The organism is Brevibacterium sp. CT2-23B (assembly GCF_013168765.1).
Classification (GTDB): Bacteria; Actinomycetota; Actinomycetes; order Actinomycetales; family Brevibacteriaceae; genus Brevibacterium; species Brevibacterium sediminis.
This window is the reverse complement of the sequence record NZ_JABBYK010000005.1, coordinates 1-14766: the sequence shown is the minus strand read 5'-3', so window position 1 is coordinate 14766 and position 14766 is coordinate 1. Positions and strand designations below refer to the sequence as shown.

At 64.4% G+C, this 14766-nt stretch carries 15 protein-coding genes; 8 read left to right on the top strand and 7 right to left on the bottom strand.

Annotated elements, in window-relative coordinates; translation table 11 throughout:
* The first annotated feature begins 15 nt into the window (after positions 1-15).
* Positions 16-783: an SDR family NAD(P)-dependent oxidoreductase gene (locus HIM68_RS13055; RefSeq protein ID WP_172172864.1), complete on the top strand. Its 768-nt coding sequence runs from the start codon at positions 16-18 to the stop codon at positions 781-783.
* A 104-nt stretch (positions 784-887) separates the two neighbouring features.
* Here HIM68_RS13055 and HIM68_RS13050 read toward each other — a convergent pair whose 3' ends face one another.
* Together HIM68_RS13050 and HIM68_RS13045 are read right to left on the bottom strand one after the other, a co-directional pair.
* Entirely contained in the window at positions 888-1826 is a 939-nt protein-coding gene (locus HIM68_RS13050; RefSeq protein ID WP_172172862.1) for a DUF296 domain-containing protein, read from the bottom strand.
* 63 nt (positions 1827-1889) lie between these two features.
* Complete coding sequence (locus tag HIM68_RS13045; RefSeq protein WP_172172860.1) at positions 1890-3359, bottom strand: MFS transporter; 1470 nt, start codon at positions 3357-3359, stop codon at positions 1890-1892.
* A 71-nt stretch (positions 3360-3430) separates the two neighbouring features.
* On the opposite strand from HIM68_RS13045, the gene soxR reads away from it, so the two are divergent.
* The gene (soxR, locus tag HIM68_RS13040) at positions 3431-3898 is read left to right on the top strand and encodes a redox-sensitive transcriptional activator SoxR (RefSeq protein WP_172172858.1); all 468 of its coding nucleotides are present in this window, start codon (positions 3431-3433) and stop codon (positions 3896-3898) included.
* Between the two features lie 49 nt (positions 3899-3947).
* Here the strand turns inward: soxR and HIM68_RS13035 are convergent, their stop codons facing one another.
* Positions 3948-4847 carry a LysR family transcriptional regulator gene (locus HIM68_RS13035; RefSeq protein WP_139906565.1) on the bottom strand — a complete coding sequence of 300 codons (900 nt, stop codon included), beginning with the start codon at positions 4845-4847 and terminating at the stop codon, positions 3948-3950.
* A gap of 138 nt (positions 4848-4985) precedes the next feature.
* Here HIM68_RS13035 and HIM68_RS13030 point away from each other — a divergent pair, with 138 nt between their 5' ends.
* Both HIM68_RS13030 and HIM68_RS13025 read left to right on the top strand, forming a co-directional pair.
* On the top strand, positions 4986-6449 hold the full coding sequence (locus HIM68_RS13030) for a M20/M25/M40 family metallo-hydrolase (protein ID WP_172172857.1): 1464 nt from the start codon (positions 4986-4988) through the stop codon (positions 6447-6449).
* A 79-nt stretch (positions 6450-6528) separates the two neighbouring features.
* Positions 6529-7824: an MFS transporter gene (locus HIM68_RS13025; protein WP_172172855.1), complete on the top strand. Its 1296-nt coding sequence runs from the start codon at positions 6529-6531 to the stop codon at positions 7822-7824.
* Positions 7825-7903: 79 nt separating this feature from the next.
* On the opposite strand, the gene HIM68_RS13020 is transcribed toward HIM68_RS13025, so the two are convergent.
* A complete protein-coding gene (locus HIM68_RS13020; protein WP_172172853.1) occupies positions 7904-8605 on the bottom strand; it encodes a YoaK family protein in 702 nt (233 codons plus the stop codon).
* Positions 8606-8809: 204 nt separating this feature from the next.
* Here HIM68_RS13020 and HIM68_RS13015 point away from each other — a divergent pair, with 204 nt between their 5' ends.
* From HIM68_RS13015 to HIM68_RS13005, 3 genes are all read left to right on the top strand, one after another.
* Positions 8810-10615 (top strand): gamma-glutamyltransferase family protein, encoded by a 1806-nt coding sequence (locus tag HIM68_RS13015; protein ID WP_172172851.1) that lies wholly within the window; start codon positions 8810-8812, stop codon positions 10613-10615.
* A gap of 2 nt (positions 10616-10617) precedes the next feature.
* Positions 10618-11298: a GntR family transcriptional regulator gene (locus tag HIM68_RS13010; RefSeq protein WP_172172849.1), complete on the top strand. Its 681-nt coding sequence runs from the start codon at positions 10618-10620 to the stop codon at positions 11296-11298.
* Between the two features lie 206 nt (positions 11299-11504).
* The gene (locus HIM68_RS13005; RefSeq protein ID WP_172172848.1) at positions 11505-11711 is read left to right on the top strand and encodes a hypothetical protein; all 207 of its coding nucleotides are present in this window, start codon (positions 11505-11507) and stop codon (positions 11709-11711) included.
* Positions 11712-11762: 51 nt separating this feature from the next.
* Here the strand turns inward: HIM68_RS13005 and HIM68_RS13000 are convergent, their stop codons facing one another.
* The 3 genes from HIM68_RS13000 to HIM68_RS12990 form a co-directional block, all read right to left on the bottom strand.
* A complete protein-coding gene (locus HIM68_RS13000) occupies positions 11763-12260 on the bottom strand; it encodes an SRPBCC family protein (RefSeq protein ID WP_172172846.1) in 498 nt (165 codons plus the stop codon).
* A gap of 1 nt (position 12261) precedes the next feature.
* Positions 12262-12672 (bottom strand): metalloregulator ArsR/SmtB family transcription factor, encoded by a 411-nt coding sequence (locus HIM68_RS12995; protein WP_172172844.1) that lies wholly within the window; start codon positions 12670-12672, stop codon positions 12262-12264.
* Between the two features lie 82 nt (positions 12673-12754).
* On the bottom strand, positions 12755-14035 hold the full coding sequence (locus HIM68_RS12990; RefSeq protein ID WP_172172842.1) for an MFS transporter: 1281 nt from the start codon (positions 14033-14035) through the stop codon (positions 12755-12757).
* 101 nt (positions 14036-14136) lie between these two features.
* On the opposite strand from HIM68_RS12990, the gene HIM68_RS12985 reads away from it, so the two are divergent.
* On the top strand, positions 14137-14691 hold the full coding sequence (locus tag HIM68_RS12985) for an ABATE domain-containing protein (protein WP_172172840.1): 555 nt from the start codon (positions 14137-14139) through the stop codon (positions 14689-14691).
* The last annotated feature ends 75 nt before the right edge of the window (positions 14692-14766 follow it).

Sequence of the window (14766 nt, the reverse complement as noted above, 5' to 3'; positions counted from 1 at the left end):
TGTCGAAGGAGAAACATGGAACCGTATCTGCTCACGAACAAGACGGCCCTGGTCACCGGCGCCGCCCAGGGCATCGGCTTGGCCATCGCCACTGCGCTGGCCAAGCGAGGCGCCTCGGTCGGCATCGTCGATCTCAAGGGTGCCGAAGAGGCTGCCGCGTCGTTGGCCACGGAGTACCCGGATCAGCGGTTCGCCGCGTTCGCACTCGACGTCCGCGACGCCGAGGAAGTGACTGCCGCGGTCGGGTCGTTCGTGTCGACCGTCGGGGGTCTCGATATCCTCGTCAACAATGCGGGCACGGCCGCGCGCATCGGCATCGATGAGATCACCGCCGAACAGTGGCAACGCGATATCGAGACCAACCTGGGCGGGACGTTCAACTTCATCAAGGCCGCCGTGCACCCGCACATGATCGAGGCGGGAAAGGGGTCGATCATCAACATCTCATCGATCTCGGGCATCAACGGCGGAGCGGTCTCCGACGGGGAGGCTGGGGCACGGTCGGGGCCGGCATATGCGGCGAGCAAGGGCGGGATCATCGCCCTGACGAAATGGGTGGCCAAGGAGTACGGACGCCAAGGCATCCGCTGCAATTCGGTGGCACCGGGGCCGGTCGAATCAGCGCTCACCGTCGGTCAGACTTATGACACCTCAGGGCAGGCTCTCGATCGGATGGGCCAGCCGGATGAGATCGCCGAGGCGGTCTCCTACCTTGCCACCGATGGTGCCGCGTTCACGACCGGACAGATCCTCCGCGTCGACGGCGGGGCCGTGATGTCGTGAGCGTTTGAGTGTTCTGAGCTCGAACGGACGATCCCCGCATCATCCTCAGGATGGTGCGGGGATCGTTGTCTCTGCGGACCTGTCTGGCTGGGCGACGTGTCCGGTCAGGCTGTGCGGCGGACGAAGAGTTCGAAGGTCACGGCCACGGGGTTGGCTTGAGGCTTGAGGGTGCCGGAGCTGACGTCTCCGGCGACGTCGACGACTTCGCCGGAGAGGGTGATCCGTGGAGTTGAGTTTCGCGCTCCGATCACGGCGCCGCTCAGATGGGTGAACTCGACGGCCGGCCACGGGGCGGTGCCATCGGTGAACACGGCTCCGGTCGTACTGCCGAGACTCGCGACCACCTCGGCGGAGTCGAAGCCAGCGGTGCGGCAGACGGCGAGGACTGCCTCGTCGAGGATCTCACCGGGACGTACGCGGGTGACGACGGCTTCGGGGGAGCCCGAAGACTCGGGCGGTTCTGACTTCCTCACTGCCCGGTCGGTGGGCGTCGGGGCGAAAGCTGAGAACCCGGTCTCGGGGTCGACCTCACTGATCAGCTTCGCATCGTGAAGGGTGAAGAGTCGGATCGTCAGTCCTGCCGGCCCCGCCAGAGTGCCCGACAACAGGTGTCCGCCTTTGGTTTGGCCGTCCGCACCGGTCCATGAGGCGTGGACGTGGCAGAACGGTGTGCCCTCACGGAAGCCGATCGTCGCAGATGCGTGGCGAAGCTTCGTGGGGCTGTCGACGGCGAATGCCTCGGTGAAGGACATCGGGTGCTCGGCATCGGGGCCGTAGGCCGGATGGACATAGTCGATATGGCCGAACTGTCCGGAGACGAACTCGGCCATGATGCCGGGAACGGCGAAGTCGGTCAGGGATGTTTCGAGTGAGGCGAACAGGTCCGCGCCCTCCTGCAGTTCGAGGACATGCTCGGTGCAGCGGGACCGGACGGAGACGATGCGGGGGTTCTGCCGTGGACCCGCGTGGACCACCGCTGTTCCGGGTGCCTTCAGCGGGAAGGTCGGCTGTTGCAGTGCTGTCGTCTCGGCTCCGTTGCTCATGTCTCGATTATGGTCAGGCGCCAGGGCCGGTGTCGCCGAAGATCCAAGTGGTGGAACATGAGCTCAGACATCTGACGGAACGGCGGCGGCCGCCTCGGTGCCGCGCATGATCATCACGGTACCGATGATGCCGATGCCGCCGAGGACGGCGATGCCGGCACCCATCGTCATCGCACCGGTCGCGCCCGGACCGCCGACGGCGACGAACACTCCGACAAGTGCTGAGGCGATCGTGTTGCTGATGAGCTCGGCGGTGCCGAGCCCGGCGGCCGCCTTGGATCCTTCGACGGGGTCATCGCTGCTGCTCATCGCCGCGACGTTGAGGTGCGGAAAGGCGAGGCCGATTCCGGAGCCGGCGAGCACCAGACTTACGGCCCAGACCCAAGCGATCCACTCCGCGTCGACGAATTGAGTCGCGGCGTAGATGACCAGCCCCGCGGTCACAAGGATGGGGCCGAGGGTCATGAGCCTCCGGCCGGTGCGAGTATCATCGATACTCGCGCTGAACAGCTGGACGAAGCTCCAGCCGACCGAGATGCTAACGCCGAACACAGCCGCCAACAGTGGCGGCATGCCGACGAGATCTTGACCGAACTTCGGCAGAAAGATCTCCACCATCGCCGCGGAGCTGAGGATCCCGATGACGAGATAGATCCACTTGAGCGGATTGCCGCGCTGGTAGGTGATGTGTGGGAGGACTGGAGAAGCGGAAGTCCGATCGACGGCGATGAAGGTGATGATGAGTGCCGCTCCTGCAACAAGAGCGATCGTCGTGGGCCAGCCCGTGTGAACCACCGCGGCAATGCTGAAGGCAGCGGAGGCAAGGACGAGCAGCGACAGCGAGGGGATCGGAAGGCGGCCGAAGTCCCATTGACCGGAAGCCTCGCGGGGAAGGCTGCGCAGCGCCATAAGGCCGAGCACAACCGATATCAGCGTCAGCAGACCGAAGGCCCCGCGCCAGTACCCGACCTGGGCGAATGCTCCGCTGACGGCTGGGCCGATAAGTGTGCCGAGCCCCCACATCGCCGAGACCAGTCCTGTCGCGCGAGTCCAAAGGCGCTTCGGCAGGGCATCGCGGATCACCGAGTAGCTGAGCCCGGCGAGCAGACCTCCGCCGAGTCCCTGAACGACCCGCGCGATCACCAGCAGCTCCATGGTAGGAGCGAGCGCGGCGCCGAGCGAGCCGACAGCGAAGAGGCCGAACGCGAGCAGGTACGACCACGCAGCGCCCATCGAACCGAGCACTCTGGCGACGAGCATTGAGGCGAGCACAGAGGCGACGAGGAATGCCGTGGTCACCCATGCGAAGTACTGCTGCCCGCCGATGTCGGCGATCGTCGACGGCAGAAGGGCTGCCGTGACGAAGGTGTTCATCGCGAACACTGCGATGCCGCCGGCGAGGACGAGGGAGGCGCTTGCATGCTCGGCGCTGAAGAGTTCCCGCCAGCCGCCCGTCGACTGCGCTGCGGCGGCATCCGCGGTTGCGCCTTCGGAGGGGTGTTCGGGAATCGCACTCTCGTGTTCGTCTCTCATATCGATTACGCTAGAACCTCAACTTAAGTTGAGGTCAATAGGTCTCTGCTGAGCGAGGAAAAAGAATGTCCATGAGCGACAAGAAGCCGTCGCCGACCGATATCCTGTCCGTGGGCGATGTGGCTGCACGAACCGGAGTCGCCGTCTCTGCGTTGCATTTCTACGAACGGCAGGGCCTGATCGCCTCGGTCCGTACTGCCGGAGGCCAGCGCCGATACGCCCGTCATGTTCTCCGCCGGGTTTCGGTGATCCAAGTGGCGAAGAGGATGGGCATTCTCCTCGCCGAGGTGGCCGAGGTGTTCGAGGATCTCCCTGCCGATCGGATGCCCGGGAAGTCCGATTGGCGACGGATCAGCGAGCGCTGGAGGGGCAAGTTGGAAGCCCGTCGCAAGGAGATCGAGCGGATGGAGAGCGAACTCGTCGAATGCATCGGCTGCGGCTGCGTCTCACTGCGCAGCTGCCGAGTGCTCAACCCCGATGACGCGCTCGGCTCGAGCGGTTCGGGCCCACGCCTGCTTCCGGAATTCCCCTCCGAGTGAGGGGATGAACGGTTCTAAGAGAAGAAGAATGTGAAGAACCCGGAACATCTCACAAACTGTTCTGCAGAGCCTCCACTACGAGATCGAGACCGTGGGATTCGCGGCGCGGATCGGCTTCGAGGACCTGAATGTAGCGCGATTCGATATCCGGATCGACGATCGGAATCGCTTTGCAGCCAACTGCATTGAGATTCGTCGGAATGGTTCGCCCGGCCATCATCGCGATCATCGACGTTCCCACGAGAGAGCGCAGCATGAGAACCGGACATGTGGCCTCAAGTGACGGGGAGAAGACCTGCCCCTGGGCCCGGACTGCCTGCTCGATGCGCATCCGAGCAGTGTTCCCGGCGGGAAGTGTTCCGACAGGAAAGTCCGTCATATCGCTGATGAAAAGACTGGACCGGTCAGCCAGCGGATGGTGTCCGTCGAGAATCGCAAAGTTCGTCGCTTCCACTTCGGCGACTTTGCGGACCCCCGGTAAGGTTCCGAATTCGTGGCTGGAGACCGAGAAATTCACGCACAGGTCGGCCCGACGGTTCCGCAGCACCTGCAGAGCTTCGACCGAACCGCGGTCGATGATGCTGACCTGAACTCTGTCAGTCATCCGCATCAGTCGGTTGATGGCATCGGCCACCACGGTCTGCCCCAACCCGGTGCTCGTCACGATCGAGACTGTTTCGACCGCGCCCGAGTACTCCCCGAACGAGTCGGCGAGCAGTTCCGACTCGGCGATGGTTCGGCGGGCAAAATCCGCGACGGCCAGGCACTGTGCTGTGGGATTGACTCCGGCACTCGTCCGTTCGAAGAGCTGTGTGCCGTAATGCTCTTCCAGGCTCCTGATCTGACGGCTCGCTGTCGAGTGCGAGATGAAGATCGACCTCGCGGCGAGATGGATCGACCCGTATTCGACGACGGCTAGCAGGGTCTTGAGACTGCGGAGATCGGTCATCGTGGTCGTCCTTCGGCCGGGTGCGACTCCAGAGTACGTCGGTGGTGCAGCAAACGCACCACCTCGGTGCGGGAAACGCACCTGGGTGTGGACGGATCCGGGTGTTGTCGAGTCGTCTGCTGGGCGATGCTGACAGTCATGAACGCAGAGAACACTGTCCGCGAGGGTGCGGAAGATTCCCCCGAAACCCGAACTGACCTTGCCCGGCGTGCAGGCGAATTCGTCCGCGGCGCAGACTTCATCGATCGACTCTCCCGCAGAGTCGCCCGGCGCACCGAAAGCCAAGCACCCGGAGGCGGGCCGGCAGCGCTGGCCTACCTCAGCGAAGAGCTGGTTCCAGAACTCGACGAACTCGATTTCGTTTCGACCATCCACGACAATCCGGAATCGGACGAACACCCGCTTCTCATCACCAAGCGCGTCGAGGACCCGAAGCTGCCCACGGTGCTGCTCTACGGCCATGCCGATGTGCAGTTCGCCCACGATTCGCAGTGGGCCGAGGGCCTCGACCCCTGGGTGCTCACTCGTGACGGTGACCGCCTGTATGGCCGCGGCACTGCCGACAACAAAGGCCAGCACAGCGTGAACACGGCGGCATTGAAGACCGTGCTCGACGGCCTCCGTGCAGAGCACGGAACCGGCGAAGCCAGTCTCGGCTACAACATCACGATCCTCATCGAGACCGCTGAAGAGGCGGGGTCCAAGGGCTTGCGCTCGTTTGCGGCCGCACATGCCGATGACCTCTCGGCCGAGCTCTTCCTCGCCTCCGACGGTCCACGGATCGCCGCCGAGGTCCCCACGCTGTTCCTCGGCTCCCGTGGGGCACTGAATTTCCGGCTCATCGCCCACGAGCGCGACGGCGACCACCACTCGGGCAACTGGGGCGGTCGGCTGCGGAACCCGGCCACGGTCATCGCCGCCGCGATCAACGCTCTGGTGGATGCCAACGGCGTCATTCGGATCCCTGCACTGCGCCCTGACGATCCTCCCGCCTCGGTGCTCGATGCAGTGGCGAAGCTGCCTGACATCGTCGAGGAAGGTGCTCCGGAGACCGATCCGGACTGGGGCGAGCCCGGCCTGAGCCCCGCTGAACGGGTCTTCGCGTTCAATGTGCTCGAGGTCCTCGCCCTCGATGCGGGCGACCCGACCCAGGTCGTCAACGCGATCCCCGGCACCGCCTCGGCGAGCATGCAGCTGCGATACGTCGTGGGCACGGATGTCAGCGATTTCGAGAACCGGGTCCGGACCTTCCTCGAAGAACAAGGGATCCATGGGGTCGCGGTCGAGCTCGAACACTGCATGCCGGCCACACGTCTGGACCCGGAAGCACGAGTCGTCACGGCAGCGGTGGACTCGATCCGCGAAACGACCGGACTCGACGTCGCCGTCGAGCCGAACCTCGGGGGAACCATTCCGAATGATGTCTTCGCCGAAGTGCTCGGACTGCCGACCGTCTGGGTGCCGCATTCCTACCCGGGATGCAACCAGCACGCACCGAATGAGCATGCGCTGGTATCGATCCTCGAACAGGGTGCGGAGATCATGACGGGAATGTTCTGGGACATGCGCATGCGTCCGGGCGACTGGTTCTCCTCGAAATGATCCCGCCAGCTGTCGGAGACCCCATGTCGCCGACAACCAAGCCGACCCACCACCACACTGCAGGCAAAGGAGCCCAGTCATGACAGAACAGCTGTCAGCGCAGAATACCGCTCAGAACAAACCGGTGAAATCGTGGAAGGTCATCACCGCGGCCTCGATCGGCAACGCCCTCGAGTGGTACGACATCTCGGTCTATGCGTACTTCTCCGTCTACATCTCCGTGGCGTTCTTCCCCTCCGAGAGTCATGCGGTCTCAGTGATGCTGGCCTTGGGCACTTTCGCTCTGTCCTTCTTCATCCGCCCGGTCGGAGCAATCGTGCTCGGCAGCTTTGCTGACCGGAAGGGACGCAAACCGGCACTGACGCTGACGATCTGGCTGATGTTCGCAGGCACACTGATGATCGTGCTCATGCCACCGGCTCATGTCATCGGACTGGCTGCACCGCTGCTCATACTGCTTGCCCGACTCATTCAGGGGTTTGCCGCCGGAGGCGAATTCGGTTCGGCAACCTCGCTCATGGTCGAACACCTGCCCGATCGCCGAGGGTTCGCTGCAAGCTGGCAGTTCACCTCGCAGGCGATGTCCACAATTCTCGCCTCCGTCATCGGTGTGGCCGTAACGACGACGCTGACGCAGGAACAACTCGAGACCTGGGGCTTCCGCCTGCCATTCATCGTCGGACTCCTCGTCGGCCCGGTCGGACTCTACATACGTCGGCATGTCCCCGAATCTCCCGAGTTTGCCGCTACCCAAGCTGAGAAGCCCAAGGAAGCAGCAGCAATCGGAGGGGTGCTGCGACATCATAAACTCGCGGTGCTGTTGGCGATCGGTGCGATCGCTGTCTCGACCTGCCTCAACTACTTCATCACGTATGTGCCGACTTACGCTGTCGACAATCTCGGTATGAACAGCTCCGCAGGATTCTGGGCAACGCTTGTGTCCGGACTCGTGCTGTTCCTCTGCACACCGGTCGCCGGCTACTTCTGCGACAAGGTCGGACGGTTGACCTTCATGATTCCAGCGGCACTCGCGGTCATGGTGCTCACCTGGGTTCTCTTCACCTGGGTAGTCGCGGCCAATGCGCTGACGGTGCTCATCGTCGTGGTCGTCATCTTCTCGATCCTGAAAGCCGCCTATTACGGGCCGCTGGCCAGCGTCATGGGCGATATCTTCCCGACTGAGGTGCGAGGGACCGGGCTGTCTCTGGGCTACAACGTCGGCGTTGCCATCTTCGGAGGACTGACCCCGCTGGTGGCGGCCTGGCTCATCGGCATCACCGGTGATGCGAAAGCCCCGGCTTACTGGGTGCTGCTTGCCGGAGCGCTGAGCGTGGCGGCGATCCTCGTGGTGTGGAAGAAGCTCGGCGTGCGCTGACGCCCAGGGTATGGGGGCCGCCGTGAGATCGGGGCCGTGGTCGATTGCGACCACGGCCCCGACTGGGCGGATACGGAACTCAGGCGTTCGATGGAACGGCGGCGGCCGCCTCGGCGCGGGTTCGTCTCTTCTTTTCCCCGAGGTGGCCGATCACGGCTGCGGCGGCGATCATGACGGCGACGAGGGCGATGCCGATCCACTGATTGAGCATGAGCGTGGCGGCACCGGCCAGCGCGCCGATGAGGATGAGAACGACGGCGAGGGCTCGGCGGATCCAGCGGACGTTGTCGCCGCCGGCCAGGCTCGAGTCTGCTGCGAGGCCGACGATCGTCGAGGTCACGACCACGGTGGTGACGTCGGCGATCTTCATCTTCCGTGCTGCCGCGGCCTGCGCGCCCATGAGCGCGGACAGCGCCGAGGTGAAGATCGTGCCGGCAAGCCCGATCTCGGGGTCGGGGACGACCGCGACGTAGACGGATAATGCGGCACAGCCGACGGCGACGCCGGAGAAGATCGCGGTCGTCCGGTGGTGCCAGTTCTCGCCGATGTCGCCGAGGATGCGCCCGGACAGTGCCGCACCGACCATGAAGAACACGAGGGCGAGGGCGGGGCGGAGGACGGGAACGCCGTCGGCGCCGGCGAGGCCCATGCCGAGGATGACGACGTTGCCGGTCATATTGCCGGTGAAGACCTTGTCGAAGCCGAGGTAGCCGATGGCGTCGACCATGCCGGTGGAAAAGGTCAGCAGCAGGAGCATGGCCAGGTCGAGGCGACGAGTCATGGTGTCCTTTCCGGGCGAGTGGAGCCGGCGGCAGTGCCGGAATGTCGCCATGAGGGGCAATTTGTATACAAAACTGTAATCAGGTGACGGTTGGCATGCAATCGAGGGGCAACCGGAATTGTCCGGGTATCGTCGTTATCGACAGCTGACCACGGCTTGCACGCCGAACCACGATCAGCTGACCACTGCCGAAGGACTTCGCTCATGACCTTTACACCGCCCCCAGCATTCACCACGCGCCCCACCCTCGAGGGGCATTTCGGGATGGCGGCATCGACGCACTGGTTGGCCACTGCAACATCGCAGGCGGTGCTCGAACGCGGCGGGAACGCCTTCGACGCCACCGTCGCCGGAGCCTTCGTCCTCCACGTCGTCGAGCCCCACCTCAACGGACCCGGAGGTGACATGACCGGGATCTTCGCCACCGCCGCCGAGCCTTCCCGGCCACAGGTGATGATGGGTCAAGGGCCGGCTCCGGCCGCGGCGACGATCGAGCATTTCCGCGGCGAGGGCCTCGATATGGTTCCCGGCTCCGGGGCTCTCGCCGCCGCCGTTCCCGGAGCCGTCGACTCGTGGCTCAACCTGCTCGAACACCACGGGACGTGGGAGCTCGCCGACGTCCTCGACTTCGCCATCGACTACGCCGACAACGGGCATCCGATCCTCGCCCGAACAGCCGGGACGATCGCGAAGGTCAGCGAACTCTTCACTGAGCACTGGCCGACCTCGGTCGCACAGTGGATGCCCGAAGGCCGAGTTCCCGATGCCGGCGAGCTGGTGTTCAACCACGCCTACGCCGATGTGCTGCGCAGACTCATCGCCGCCGGTGACGGCACTGCGACACGGGAGGAGCGGATTCGAGCGGCCCGTCAGGAGTGGAAGTCCGGATTCGTCGCGCGGGCGATCGCCGACTTCATCACCACCGCGCACAGACACTCGACCGGAGGCGACCACGCCGGAGTCATGACTCTGAAGGACATTTCCGTATTCGACGCTGGGTTCGAAGATCCCGTCACCATCGACTTCCGCGGATATCAGGTCGCGAAGATCGGTGCCTGGGGTCAAGGTCCGGTGCTGCTGCAGACTCTGAAGATCCTCGAGGGCTTCGACGATGACCGCCTCGACCCGTCGACCGAGATCGGAGCGCACACGATCCTCGAAGCGCTGAAGCTGGCCATGGCCGACCGCGACACCTACTACGGCGATGCCGACGTCGACCTCGACTGGCTGCTCAGCGACTCCTATGCGGCCTCCCGCCGAGAACTCATCACCGAGAAGGCATCGGCGGAATTCCGGCCCGGCCTCGGCCGGGACGGTGCGGCGCCCGTCTTCACCACCCCCCTCATTCCCGAAGGTGATGACAAAGAAGCGCTGATCAAAGCCGGCATCGGGGAGCCGACCGTACAGAAGAACGGCGTGAACAACGGCGACACCTGTCACCTCGACGTCGTCGATCGGTGGGGCAATATGATCTCGGCGACCCCGTCCGGAGGGTGGCTGCAATCCTCGCCGACCGTCCCCGGACTCGGATTCTGCCTCGGCACCCGGCTGCAGATGATGTGGCTCGACGAGGCGGCCCCCTCGGCACTGCGCCCGGGCAAGCGTCCGCGCACGACATTGACCCCGACCTTGATCTCCCGAGACGGGCAGCCGGTCATCGCTCTCGGCTCACCCGGCGGTGACCAGCAGGAACAGTGGCAGCTGCTGCTGATCCTGCGCATGCTCGTCGGCGGCTACCGTGCGCAGGAGGCCATCGACGCACCGGCACTGCACACGACGTCGTTGGCGGGATCGTTCTGGCCGCGCACCTGGGTTCCGGGTGGGGCGGTCGTCGAGGACCGCCTCGGCGAGGATGTCATCAACGGGCTCATCAACCGCGGTCATGACGTGACCAGGGCGGGGGAGTGGGAGCTCGGTCGGCTGTCGTGCGTGACCCGGGATCCGGCGACGGGGCGGCTGAGCGCAGGAGCGAATCCGCGTGGAGCGCAGGGTTATGCGGCGGGGAGATGACCATGGCTGATTCGCACGATGCGCCACTGGATGTCGCCGCGCAGATCCGCACCGACATCATCAAGGGCAAGCTCGAGCCCGGGACCAAGCTGCGTGAGGTCGCCCTGGCCGAACGCTACGAAGTGTCGCGGATTCCGATTCGGGAAGCGCTGCGAACTCTTGAGGCCGATGGGCTCGTCGAGTCCCGGAAGTTCAGCGGTTCGGTTGTCGCGCCCTCCCCGGCCGAGGATGCCGAGGATCTGTTCGAGATCCGCATCGTGCTCGAATCGGCGACCGCGAAGCGCGCCGCCCGCCGGGCCGCCGAGCTCAGTGCCGGTGGCGAGCATGATGCGAAGTGGTCGGAGATCCGCGCAGAGATCAACGAGATCCTCGAGGCCGGCGACGCCGTCATCGCTGATGAGCGCTTTGAAGACCTCGCGGTGCTGAATATGCGATTCCATTTCGCGGTCGCCGAGCTCAGCGGGAGCCTGTCGTTCATCAGCCTGCTGCGTCAGATCTCCGGCAAGATCGAGTGGCTGTACTCGCTCAACCTCATGCGTCGAGGCCCGCAGGCGTGGCCGGAGCATCGCGAGATCATCGCTGCCATCGATGCTGGCCAGGTCGAGCAAGCCGCCGAGACAATGGCCCGACACGTGCGCCGCAGCCGCGATTCCTACTTCGCCACCATGTCCGAACGCCCCTAACTACTACCTGACGGCGGCTCAGCAACCTGGCGCCAGGTTGCTCAGCCGCCGTCAGGTGCCTTGGAGAGCGAATTTCATCCTTTTGTGGGAGATACATCGACTCGGAGACCCGCTACTGTTGAGTGGTCCCGTCGCCGTTACGACGCCCGTTGAAGGTTCGTCGGACGTGATGACGGTCCAGTCAGCCCAGCCCATCAACTGGAACGGTGATCAGAAACTTGCAGGAACCCGCCCGTCGCTCCCTGCTGCTGACAGCATTGAGCTATCCGCTCGTCGTTGCGGGAATCATCCTGCTGATCCTCGCGGACGAGGTCCCGGGTGCAGCCCTGCTGGGCTCCGGTGTCTTCCTCATCGGCATCAACGAGCTGTGCCTGTACATTGCCAGGTCGTCCGCCCCCTCCCGAACTACCTGACGGCGGCTCAGCAACCTGGCGCCAAGTTGCTGAGCCGCCGTCACGTAGTAATTAGGGGTGGTCTAGGAGGCGGTCGAGTTTGTTGTAGCCCTCGACGATGCCGTGCTCCATACCCGAGGCGACCATGCCGTCGCGGGATTCGAGCGAGTCGAAGATTGAGGTCGACATCAGCCGTGTCCGCCCGTCGCCGAGGTCAGTGAGCGTGAGGATCTCGAGGTTGACCGCGTCCGGGAATCCCTCAAAGGTGAAGGTCTGGACGATGCGCTCGTTCTCCCTCACCTCGTGGAACGAGCCGAAGAACGCGTACTCGCCGCGATCGTCGTTCGAAACATAGCTCCAGTTCCCGCCGGTCGTCGCATTCCATTCCCGGATCGTGTTCGTGATCGAGTCCGGTCCGCACCACTTGACGAACAGTTCGGGGTCGATATGGGCCCGGAACACCTTGTCCGGTGAGGCGGCGAAATCGCGGGTGATCGAGACAGTCTGCACCCCCTCGGGGACGTCGAGCTTGAGAGTCGAATAGTCGGCTGCGGTGTCTGTGGCGGTCATGTCATGCTCCTTTGCGTGATTTTCTGTGGGGTGATGTGTCCTCGGACCCCTTCGCCGAGGCGGCGCTCGGGTCCGAGTCGTTCGCTAACTCGTCCGCGTTCATCGCTTCGAGGACCGCGTCGAGGCGCTGGTAACGTTCCTCTGCCTGTTGCTTGTATCTTTCGATCCATTTCGTCATCAGATCGAACACATTGTCTTCGAGGTGGACTGGTCTGCGCTGGGCGTCACGGGTGCGGGAGACCAGTCCGGAGTCCTCGAGCACCTTGAGATGTTTCGATACGGCCTGCAGGCTGACGTCATAGGGTTCGGCGAGTTCGTTCACCGTCGAGTCCGCGACGCTGAGTCTGGCCACCATGTCCCGCCTCGTCGGGTCGGCCAGAGCGGCGAAGACCTTGGACAGCTGATCGGCCACTTGAGCCTCCTGCGCATTGGTGTCGAAACTGATATTTAACCGTTCGGTTGATTAAAAGCGTAGACCCGCCGAGATGCCTTAGTCAACTGTTTGGTTGAATAGATATCTCGGTTTCTGTGTTGGCCTCGAGTTCCGAGACGCGGGTGTGCAGACTCCGGAGTCTGAATGCGAACCAGACGCAGATGGCACTTGCTGCCGCCGAGGCGATGATGAAGACCGTCCTGATATCGAGGAACTCGACGGCCACGGCCGCCAGCGCGGAACCGAGGGGAAGTGCGCCCCAGCTGATGACCCGTGAGGCCGAATAGACGCGACCGAGCAGCGGCAGCGGAGTCGCCTGCTGGCGAATCACCGCGACGATGACCCGCCAGACGGTCGACCCTGCTCCGGCGAAGACGACTCCGGCAACGATGACCGGAAGCGGAGCTCCGAGCCCCGCGGGAAGTACGAGCCCGATCGTGCCGACCGTGTCGATGAAGAGGAGAGCGGTGGTCGAAATGCGAGTCTGCAAGCGCTCGACGAGGCTGGCGGCGAGGATTCCGCCGACCGCCATGGCGGCCAAGACCCACCCGTAGGCGACCGTGTCCAGGCCCAGTGGGCCGGGTGCGACGGCGTAGAGAACGAAGGTCGCCGTCCAGGCGCCCCAGATGAGGCTCATCGCCGCCGTGAGAACTGTCAGCTCGCGCTGCAGGCGGTCGGCCCAGAGGTAACGCAGGCCGTCCCTGACCCCGGGAGGCGGCGGTTCTTCGTCACCGCCGGCTTCGGCGTCTGAGTCACTGGAGGCTGCAGGGATCGAGCGCTGCCGCATCGCCAGCAGCAGACTGAGTCCGGCGACTGCGGCCAGCGCATAGAGCCCGCTGCCCACCGCCGCCGCGGCAAGTCCTGCCGCGCCGAGGAGGAAGCCTGCCAGTGGTGGTCCGGCAAGCTCGTTGGCGACACTGATCGTCGCTTCCACCTTCGCATTTGCCCCGGTCAGCTGACCTGGGGTCACGGTGCGGGGGATTCCGGCGATGAGCGAGGTGTCGACGAGGGTCTCAGCGACGCCGTAGGCAAGGGCAGTGGTCATCACTGCCGGTACCACGAAGGCATCGATGGCAATCGCGAGCGTGAGGCCGAGGAGAGCGAGGCCCCGGGTGCCGTTTGCCAGGGTCAACAGCACCTGCGGAGAGAGCCTGTCGACGATCCAGCCTGCGTGCAGGCCGCACAGCGGCCAGGCGAGCGTCGCCGCGGTTGTCACCAGAGCGACCTCGCCGGCAGAGGCTCCCGCAGCGAGTGCGATGAGCGGGAGGGCGGTGAGAGTGATCCCGTCGCCGAGGTTCGATGAGCAGGCGCTCGCCCACAGGCGACCGAAGAGGGTGACCATGGCACTCACATTCCTGTCTATCCATCGAAAGGCGTTTAGATAGTCAAGTCTCAACTCAAAATTCTTACCTGTCAATAGCTTATAGGTGGTAAAGTCAACTCATGGAGTTCGAACACGTGGCCAATGCACTGTGCCTGGAGCTGACCAACTCGATCCCCGATCGCGCCAGCGGTGACCGCGACTGGCTCAGTGAGCCCGCGCCTGCTGCGGAGTGGATGAGCTCGCTCGAACTCGCCCCCGAAGGCGTACCGACAGAGCGAGATCTCGCAGAACTGCGAACGTTCCGCGAGCACGTCTTCGACGTCTTCGCTGCGCTCGCCTCGGGCACCCCCGTTCCTCAGCGAAGTCTCGACACCATCGCCGAGGCACATGCCCGCGGTCTGCGCGCATTCGGTTTGGCGACGCCTATAGGAGAGGACATCCCGATCACCAGGGACTGGCCCCGGCAATGGAGCGCTGCAGCGCTGACCGCTCTATTCGCCCAGTCGGCGATCGACGAACTCACCGGAACCCGACTCGACCGACTTAAGTCCTGTCCTGGGTGTCGATGGCTCTTCTTCGACACCTCGCGCAACCGCAGCCGCCGGTGGTGCTCGATGCAGACCTGCGGGGGACGGGACAAAGCGCTGCGGCACTACCATCGCACTCGAGCTTAGGATTCGCGGACAACGGAGGGCCGCCTCGGCGAGGGAATTTCGTGCCAGGACTACCCGACGGCGGCTCAGCAACCC

Bases quoted from the DNA above. Each gene is read 5' to 3' on its own strand.
- HIM68_RS13055 (WP_172172864.1), top strand. From the start codon at position 16: ATGGAACCGTATCTGCTCACGAACAAGACGGCCCTGGTCACCGGCGCC.
- HIM68_RS13050 (WP_172172862.1), bottom strand. From the start codon at position 1,826: ATGAGCAACGGAGCCGAGACGACAGCACTGCAACAGCCGACCTTCCCG.
- HIM68_RS13045 (WP_172172860.1), bottom strand. From the start codon at position 3,359: ATGAGAGACGAACACGAGAGTGCGATTCCCGAACACCCCTCCGAAGGC.
- soxR (WP_172172858.1), top strand. From the start codon at position 3,431: ATGAGCGACAAGAAGCCGTCGCCGACCGATATCCTGTCCGTGGGCGAT.
- HIM68_RS13035 (WP_139906565.1), bottom strand. From the start codon at position 4,847: ATGACCGATCTCCGCAGTCTCAAGACCCTGCTAGCCGTCGTCGAATAC.
- HIM68_RS13030 (WP_172172857.1), top strand. From the start codon at position 4,986: ATGAACGCAGAGAACACTGTCCGCGAGGGTGCGGAAGATTCCCCCGAA.
- HIM68_RS13025 (WP_172172855.1), top strand. From the start codon at position 6,529: ATGACAGAACAGCTGTCAGCGCAGAATACCGCTCAGAACAAACCGGTG.
- HIM68_RS13020 (WP_172172853.1), bottom strand. From the start codon at position 8,605: ATGACTCGTCGCCTCGACCTGGCCATGCTCCTGCTGCTGACCTTTTCC.
- HIM68_RS13015 (WP_172172851.1), top strand. From the start codon at position 8,810: ATGACCTTTACACCGCCCCCAGCATTCACCACGCGCCCCACCCTCGAG.
- HIM68_RS13010 (WP_172172849.1), top strand. From the start codon at position 10,618: ATGGCTGATTCGCACGATGCGCCACTGGATGTCGCCGCGCAGATCCGC.
- HIM68_RS13000 (WP_172172846.1), bottom strand. From the start codon at position 12,260: ATGACCGCCACAGACACCGCAGCCGACTATTCGACTCTCAAGCTCGAC.
- HIM68_RS12990 (WP_172172842.1), bottom strand. From the start codon at position 14,035: ATGGTCACCCTCTTCGGTCGCCTGTGGGCGAGCGCCTGCTCATCGAAC.
- HIM68_RS12985 (WP_172172840.1), top strand. From the start codon at position 14,137: ATGGAGTTCGAACACGTGGCCAATGCACTGTGCCTGGAGCTGACCAAC.